A 7916-nucleotide genomic window follows, 5' to 3' on the forward strand; every position below is an offset into this window, starting at 1 on the left:
CCCTAAGCAAACGTCTCCAAGTGCCGCAACATCGCCTGCAGCATCGCGGCACCCAACGACGCACTGCGCTCGCCATTCCAGCCCACCCGCTCATCCGGCAGATTCGCGTTGTCCTTGAACGGCATCTCCAGCGTCAGCGACAGGCAACCGAATTCCTTGCCGATGTACTTCGACGCCAGCTTCAGCGCATCTTCACGATACTTGCTCGCCGCGTAGCCATACTTGTCCTGGAAATCGGGACTCGCATGTTTGAACGCCTCGATAAAGGCCTTCTGCTCCTGCCCCTGCCGCTCGGTGAAACCCGGCAACATCTCCGAACCCGCCACGAACACATACGGCAATGCCTCATCGCCGTGAATGTCGAAGAACAGGTCGCAACCGGTCGCGTGAATGGCGTCGCGCACCACCAGCACTTCAGGGCTGCGAGCCGCATCGGGCTCCATCCATTCCCGGTTCAGATTCGCGCCGGCCGCGTTGGTCCGCAGATTGCCGTGCACGCTGCCATCGGGATTCATGTTCGGCACGATGTAAAACACCGCATGGTCGTAGAGCTTGCGCGCAACCGGATCGCCCGCCCAATCGCCCCAGCCAGCCAGGCGCTTGACCATCCCTTCGACGAACCATTCGGCCATCGTTTCGCCAGGATGCTGGCGCGCGATGATCCAGATCTTCTTTTTCGGCGCGTCGCCGGTGTGTGGCGTGCCGAGCGTGAGCAAGGACATCGGCCGGCCCTCGACCGTCACTCCCAGTTCGGTCAACGTCGCCTGCGGCATCTGTTGCACGGCGCCGAGAAACTCCGAATGACGCTCCTCGCCATACGGCTCGAAGTACGCGTAGTAGATACGGTCGAAGTCGGGCGTGTGGTCGATCGTCAGCACGCGGCCGTCGTACGAGGTTGGGACGCGGAACCAGTTCACGCGGTCATAGCTCGCCACCGCCTGATAGTCGCGCCAGCCTTCGGGAAAGGCGCAGTCGGCGGCATTCTCGAAGGTCATCACGCAGCGCTCGCCCCGGGCGCCGGACAAGCGGAAGTAGAACCACTGCGCGAAGTCGGCGCGGCTGTCGGGCCGTACGCGCAGACGGATGTTGTCAGCCTGCTCGCAGGACAGAACTTCGATCGCGCCTGCGTCGAAGTTGCTCGTAATAGAGAGTGTCATGATCTTTTTCCCGGGTTATGTACCCGTTGCAATCGGTGCGGTCCGCTTACCTGCTCAGTATGAGCGCCCATTAAGCCACTCGCTAAGGCGCTCGCCCGGTGTCACTCGGCAATACGGCGGCGGAATACGAAAGTCGAATCGTTCGATGCCTCGGCGTCGAACGCGTAGCCCTCGGCATCGAAGCCCTTCAGTTGCTCCGGCGCATCAAGACGGTTCTCGACCGCATAACGCGCCATCAGGCCGCGGGCGCGCTTCGCGTGAAAGCTGATGATCTTGTAGCGGCCGCCCTTCCAGTCTTCGAACACCGGCGTGATCACCGGCGCTTCCAGCAGCTTCGGCTTGACCGACTTGAAGTATTCGCCCGAGGCACAGTTGACCAGCACCCGCGCCACGCGCGCGTTCTTCTTCAGTTGCGCATTCAGGGCCTGCGTGATGCGCTCGCCCCAGAACGCGTACAGATCTTTGCCGCGCGCGTTGGCAAAGCGCGTCTTCATCTCGAGCCGGTAAGGCTGCAGCAGATCGAGCGGCCGCAGCAGTCCATATAGCCCAGACAGCACGCGTACGTGCTTTTGCGCAAAGTCCAGATCCGCTGACGACAAGGTCTTCGCGTCGAACCCTTCGTACACGTCGCCATTGAACGCAAGCACCGCCTGCTTGGCATTGCGCGTGTCGAACTTCGGTGACCACTCAGCGTAGCGCTGGAAGTTGAGTTGGGCGAGCGGATCGGAAATGTCCATCAGCGTGGAAATCTGTTGTGGCGACAGACGACGCAATCCGCCGATCAATTCGGCAGCATCGTCAACAAAATCGGGGATCGTATGCTTTTTGACGTGCGGAGGGGTTTCGTAGTCGAGCGATTTCGCCGGCGACAGAACGATTATCATAGAGGCTTGCAGGCACGCCGTGCCTGTCGTTAATGACGAAAGCCAGATTGTAACGAATGCCCGTCTCCCCTGCCGCACCCACCCTGCGCGTGGTCCTCGATTCGAACGTCTGGATCGACATCCTCGTGTTCGACGATCCGCATACGCGTCCTATCCGCGCCGCCCTCGAGAGCGGCGCGCTCGAAGCGTTGATCGACGCGCGCTGCCTCGCGGAGCTCACTTACGTGCTCGACTACCCGCAGTTCGTAAAGCGCGAGATCGACAAGGCGGCAGCCCTCGCCACCGTGACGCGCCTGACGCAACTCGTCGAGTCAACGCCCGAACCGGTGCCCGCGCAGACGGCCACGCCCGCTGAGAACGTACGCCCGCTGCCGAAATGCAAGGACCGCGACGACCAGAAGTTCCTCGAGCTAGCCTATGCGGCAAAAGCCGACTGGCTGGTGTCGAAGGACCGTGCGGTACTGAAACTCGCGCGCCGCATTGCCCGCGACTTCGGTTTCCAGATCGCCCAGCCGGCGCCGTTCGTCGCCGCCTGCGCGCTGCAGGCCGATGAGCCCGTGCCGGCCTGACGCACGCGCCGCGACCCAATTCCCTACAATCGAAGTTCGCCCGTCTTCAAGACCACCGCATAAACACCGACAGCGCCATGAACTCACCGCACGACACGCCGATGATTCCGTCGTTTCCGTCCCGTCTGCCGAACGTCGGCACCACGATTTTCACCGTGATGAGCGCGCTCGCCGCGGAAAAAGGCGCCGTGAACTTAGGTCAGGGTTTTCCGGACTTCGATTGCGATCCGCGTATCGTCGACGCGGTGTCGAAAGCCATGCGCGAAGGGCACAACCAGTACCCGCCGATGGCAGGCGCCGCACCGCTGCGCCAGGCCATCTCCGACAAGCTCGCCAACCTGTACGGCCGCCGCTACGACGCGAACAGCGAGATCACCGTCACGGCGGGCGCCACCCAGGCGTTGCTGACCGCGATTCTGTGCACCGTGCATCCCGGCGACGAAGTGATCGTGGTCGAGCCGACCTACGACAGCTACCTGCCGTCCATCGAGCTCGCGGGCGGCAAGCCGGTATTCGTCACGCTGGATGCACCCGAGTACAAGATCCCGTTCGACAAACTCGCCGCCGCGATCACGCCGAAAACGCGTCTTCTGCTGATCAACACGCCGCACAATCCGACCGGCACGGTCTGGCGCGCCGAGGACATGCGCAAGCTCGAAGAAATCGTACGCGGCACCAACGTGCTGATCCTCTCCGACGAGGTCTACGAGCACATGGTGTACGACGGCGCGCCGCACGAAAGCGTTTCACGCTATCCAGAGCTCGCGCAGCGCAGCTTCGTGGTGTCGAGCTTCGGCAAGACCTATCACGTGACGGGCTGGAAAGTCGGCTACGTGGCCGCGCCTGCGGCGCTGACCGCCGAATTCCGCAAGGTCCACCAGTTCAATGTGTTCACCGTCAACACGCCGATGCAGGTAGGACTCGCCGACTACATGCGCGATCCGGCGCCGTATCTGGACCTGCCGGCGTTCTATCAGAAGAAACGCGATTTCTTCCGCACCGGCCTAGCGAACTCGCGCTTCAAGCTGTTGCCCTGCACGGGCACCTACTTCCAGTGCGTCGACTATTCGGCCATCAGCGATCTGCCCGAAGCCGACTTCGCACAATGGCTGACCAGCGAAATCGGTGTGGCGGCGATTCCTGTGTCGGCGTTCTATCACGAGTCGCATGAATCGGGCGTCGTGCGCTTTTGCTTCGCAAAGCAGGAAAGCACGCTCGCTACTGCGCTCGACCGGCTGGCGCGTCTCTAGCATGACGCCCGCGATGCTGCGAACGAACCCGCGTTCTTCGCCATCGCATGGGGTTGCGGCGCGCGCATGCGCGCCGTTGCCGCTGATCCACGCAAAACGCTCTTCAGACCATTCACTGCTTCGCGGTTGCCGCGATATAAGCCTTGCGATCCGCCGTCACACGCTGCGCCGCCGGGCGTTCGCCGATCGCCTTCACATAACCCTTCCAGTCGATGCCGGCTTCGAGCAGAAAGTCGCGTCCGTAGATACTCTTCGTCGCCAGTCCGACGAGCGGCAGATTCACGAAGCCCACAGCATCCGCCACACTGAATTTCTCTCCGCGCAGGAACGGCGCGAGCGTCGAGAGCCGCTTGAACCCGGCGACGTGACGCGTCAGCCGCTTTTCCACCCGCCCTTTGGTCGCGTCGGTCAACGTGCCGCCGAAGAAGGCTTCCTTATAGAGATCTCGCGCCACCAGTTCCAGGTGCAGGTCGATGAACGTAATCAGCTCGCGCTCTTTCGCCGCTTCCCACGGGTCGGCGGAGAAAATCCCTTTCTCAGGAAAGCGCGCGTGCAGGTACTCGATGATCGCCTGCGACTCGCACAGATCGCCCTGCTCGGTCTGGATAAACGGCACTTTGCCGAGCGGCGAGTGCCCCAGCAGCGACTCGTCCTGGCTCGTCATCACGAGGCTTTCCTCGAACGGAATCTCGTGTTCAAGCAGCACGAATTTGACTTTGTTGTAGTAGTTGGACAGTGCAAAGCCGCACAGTTTGATCATCAGGTGTCTCCGTCTGACAGGTGGTCGAACCGCTCATTGGAATCGCTGGCGGCCTGTGAATCAATCATCCAATAAATTGTACGATCGTGCTATTCTAAAATAACCATGGAGTCGAACAACCCAATGACCTCTCGCAATTACGGCATCGAGACTATCGGCATTGTTGGAACGGGCGCAATGGGCCGCGGCATCGCGCAGATCGCCGCCCTTGCAGGCCTGAAGGTCCGCTTGTACGACACCAACCCGGCCGCCGCGAGCGCGGCGCTCGATTACCTCGCCGATATCTTCGCCAAGCTCACCGCCAAAGGCAAGCTCGATCAGGCGCGCTCGGCGGCTGCCCTTGCCAACGTCTCCGGTGCACAAGTGATCGGCGATCTGGCGGATTGCGATCTGGTGGTCGAAGCGATCGTCGAAAAACTCGACGTCAAGCGCACGCTCTTTCGCGAACTCGAAACCATTGTCAGCGGCCGCTGTGTGCTGGCGTCGAATACGTCGTCACTGTCGATCACGGCGATTGCCGCCGGCTGCACCGACCCGTCGCGCGTGGTCGGTTATCACTTCTTCAACCCCGTGCCGCTGATGAAAGTCGTTGAAGTGATCGACGGCCTGCGCAGCGATCCCGCCGCCGGCGATGCGCTGATGGAGCTCGCGCGCCGCATGGGTCACACGCCGGTGCGCGCGAAGGATATGCCGGGCTTCATCGTCAATCACGCCGGCCGCGGGATGAATACCGAGGGCCTGCGTGTGGCGGGTGAAGGTATCGCCAGCTTCGTCGAGATCGATCGCATCATGCGCGAGCAGGCGGGTTTTCGGCTCGGACCGTTCGAGCTGCTCGATCTGACTGCGCTCGACGTCTCGCATCCCGTGATGGAATCGATCTATCACCAGTTCTATGAAGAGCCGCGTTTCACGCCGTCGCCGATCACCGGCACACGGCTCGCGGGTGGCCTGATCGGTCGCAAGACCGGCGAAGGCTTTTATCGCTACGACGACGGCAAGCAGCAGGTGCCCGCCGAAGCGCCCGCGCCAACTGAGTTGCCTAAACGCGTGTGGGTCAGCAAGCGTTACCCCGAAGCGCGCGCGGCGGTGCTAGAGCTAGTTGCAAAGGCCGGTGTGACGCTTGACGAAGGCGCTACGCCTGCCGCGGACTCGCTTATCGTCGTCACGCCGTTCGGTCACGACGCGACCACGGCTGCCGTTGATGAAGGCCTCGATGCGAGTCGCGTCGTCGCCGTCGATGCGCTATTCCCGCTCGTCGCAGCGCAACGCCGCACGTTGATGACCACACCGGCCACGACCCGGGCCGCACGCGATACGGCGCATGCGTTACTCGCTGCTGACGGCATCCCCGTCACCGCGATCCGCGATTCGACCGGCTTCGTGGCGCAGCGCGTGGTGGCGACAATCGTCAATATCGGCTGCGAGATCGCACAGAAGCAGATCGCCACGCCCGATGACATCGACCTCGCCGTGACGCTCGGTCTGGGCTATCCGCGCGGTCCGCTCGCACTCGGCGATGCACTCGGCGCGAAAACCATCCTCACGATTCTGCGTAATATGTTCAGCGTGCTGGGCGATCCGCGCTACCGTCCGTCGCCGTGGCTCGCGCGGCGCGCGCAACTCGGCCTTTCGCTGACCCAAGGCGACGCAGCCGATGCGGCCAATTCAGTCAAAGCGGAGAACCAGTCATGAGCGCCGAACTCCTGACCTCGCGACCGGCCGAAAGCGAATCGACACTCGTGCTGACGCTGTCAAACCCCGGCGCACGCAACGCGTTGCATCCCGACATGTACGCCGCGGGCATCGAAGCACTCGATAGCGCCGAGCGTGACCCGTCGGTGCGCGCCGTGGTACTCACCGGCGCGGATCAGTTCTTTTGCGCCGGAGGCAATCTGAACCGGCTACTCGAGAACCGTGCGAAAGACCCTTCCGTGCAGGCGCAAAGCATCGATATGCTGGGCGAATGGATCGGCGCGCTGCGCGCTTCGTCGAAACCGGTGATCGCAGCGGTCGAAGGAGCAGCGGCCGGCGCCGGCTTCTCGCTCGCGCTCGCCTGCGACCTGCTGGTCGCCGCCGACGATGCCAAGTTCGTGATGTCCTACGCGCGTGTCGGTCTTACGCCGGATGGCGGCGGTTCATGGTTCCTCGCGCAGGCGCTGCCCCGCCAACTTGCGACCGAAGTCCTGCTCGAAGGAAAACCAATTGGCGCCGCACGCCTGCACGAACTCGGCGTGGTCAACCGTCTCGCCAAACCCGGCACGGTGCGCGACGCCGCCATCGCGTGGGCCGACGATCTCGGCAAGATCTCGCCTAACGCCACCGCGCGCATCAAGACGCTGATCGCCGCCGCGAGCGCCCAGCCGCTCGTCGAGCATCTGGTAGCCGAGCGCGACAACTTCGTCGCCTCGCTGCATCACGGCGACGCGCTCGAAGGCATCACGGCGTTCCTCGAAAAGCGCGCCCCGAAGTACAAATAAGCCTCCATGAGCCAATGACCAAGTCAGTGAAATAAGCCAGTGAACCAGCGAGCCCGTCATGCCTGACTACCAACTGCCGAAGCGGCGCCGCATATACGTGATGCGCCATGGCGACGTGACGTACTTCGACGCCACCGGTCGCGCGATCGATCCGGAAACGGTGCCATTGAACGCAAGTGGCCGCGACCAGGCCAGCGCGGCTGGCCACGCATTCGCCGCACAGCAGATTCGCTTCGACCGGGTGATCGTCAGCGGCTTGCCGCGCACCATCGAAACTGCCCAGCGCGTGCTCGCCGAAACTCACCAGCACATCGAACTTGAGATCGACCCCGCGCTGCAGGAAATCCGCGGCGGCAAACTGGGCAGCATCCCGGCGGCCGATATCGAAGCCGCTTTCCTCACCGTGTTCGACGGCGTTGTCCCGGAGAGCACGCGTTTCCTCGGTGGTGAAACGATCGGCGAACTGTTCGATCGCGTGTTGCCGGCGATCGCGGCGCTGCGCGACGACACCTCGTGGAACACCGTGCTGCTCGTCCTGCACGGCGGCGTCAATCGCGCCATCCTGTCGCACGCCATCACGGCGGGCGGGCGCACGTTCTTCGGCCATCTCTCGCAGGCCACCGGCTGCATCAATGCACTGGACGTAGGTGCCACTCCGCGCGACTGGGTGCTGCGCATGCTCAACTACTCGCCGCCGTCGCCGCTGCATCGCGACGTGCGGAATACGACCATGGAAATGCTTTACGCCCAGTTCATCCAATACAAGCGCGAAGCGTAGCGAACACTCAACTGGAGGAGACAATGGGCGAAGCCACGAAG

8 protein-coding genes are annotated in these 7916 nt (G+C 62.9%); 5 read left to right on the plus strand and 3 right to left on the minus strand.

Going from position 1 to position 7916, the window contains the following annotated elements; all coding sequences use genetic code 11:
- Positions 1 to 2 precede the first annotated feature (2 nt).
- Both M0954_RS23305 and yaaA read right to left on the minus strand, forming a co-directional pair.
- Positions 3 to 1157: a M14-type cytosolic carboxypeptidase gene (locus M0954_RS23305; protein WP_122154106.1), complete on the minus strand. Its 1155-nt coding sequence runs from the start codon at positions 1155 to 1157 to the stop codon at positions 3 to 5.
- 101 nt (positions 1158 to 1258) lie between these two features.
- A complete protein-coding gene (gene yaaA, locus M0954_RS23310) occupies positions 1259 to 2041 on the minus strand; it encodes a peroxide stress protein YaaA (RefSeq protein ID WP_122154105.1) in 783 nt (260 codons plus the stop codon).
- 56 nt (positions 2042 to 2097) lie between these two features.
- Here yaaA and M0954_RS23315 point away from each other — a divergent pair, with 56 nt between their 5' ends.
- Together M0954_RS23315 and M0954_RS23320 are read left to right on the plus strand one after the other, a co-directional pair.
- On the plus strand, positions 2098 to 2610 hold the full coding sequence (locus tag M0954_RS23315) for a putative toxin-antitoxin system toxin component, PIN family (RefSeq protein WP_297355758.1): 513 nt from the start codon (positions 2098 to 2100) through the stop codon (positions 2608 to 2610).
- A 77-nt stretch (positions 2611 to 2687) separates the two neighbouring features.
- Entirely contained in the window at positions 2688 to 3860 is a 1173-nt protein-coding gene (locus tag M0954_RS23320; protein WP_123384456.1) for a pyridoxal phosphate-dependent aminotransferase, read from the plus strand.
- Positions 3861 to 3972: 112 nt separating this feature from the next.
- On the opposite strand, the gene M0954_RS23325 is transcribed toward M0954_RS23320, so the two are convergent.
- The gene (locus tag M0954_RS23325; protein WP_297355760.1) at positions 3973 to 4620 is read right to left on the minus strand and encodes a glutathione S-transferase; all 648 of its coding nucleotides are present in this window, start codon (positions 4618 to 4620) and stop codon (positions 3973 to 3975) included.
- A 123-nt stretch (positions 4621 to 4743) separates the two neighbouring features.
- Between M0954_RS23325 and M0954_RS23330 the strand changes: the two genes are divergently transcribed.
- From M0954_RS23330 to M0954_RS23340, 3 genes are read left to right on the plus strand one after another with little or no spacing between them, the layout of a single operon-like run.
- Positions 4744 to 6312 carry a 3-hydroxyacyl-CoA dehydrogenase gene (locus M0954_RS23330; RefSeq protein WP_297355762.1) on the plus strand — a complete coding sequence of 523 codons (1569 nt, stop codon included), beginning with the start codon at positions 4744 to 4746 and terminating at the stop codon, positions 6310 to 6312.
- Complete coding sequence (locus M0954_RS23335; RefSeq protein WP_297355764.1) at positions 6309 to 7097, plus strand: oxepin-CoA hydrolase, alternative type; 789 nt, start codon at positions 6309 to 6311, stop codon at positions 7095 to 7097. The genes M0954_RS23330 and M0954_RS23335 overlap by 4 nt, the downstream gene beginning before the upstream one ends.
- Before the next feature lie 58 nt (positions 7098 to 7155).
- A complete protein-coding gene (locus tag M0954_RS23340; RefSeq protein ID WP_297355767.1) occupies positions 7156 to 7875 on the plus strand; it encodes a histidine phosphatase family protein in 720 nt (239 codons plus the stop codon).
- Positions 7876 to 7916: the final 41 nt, after the last annotated feature.

It is taken from the genome of Paraburkholderia sp. (assembly GCF_026225065.1).
GTDB lineage: Bacteria > Pseudomonadota > Gammaproteobacteria > Burkholderiales > Burkholderiaceae > Paraburkholderia.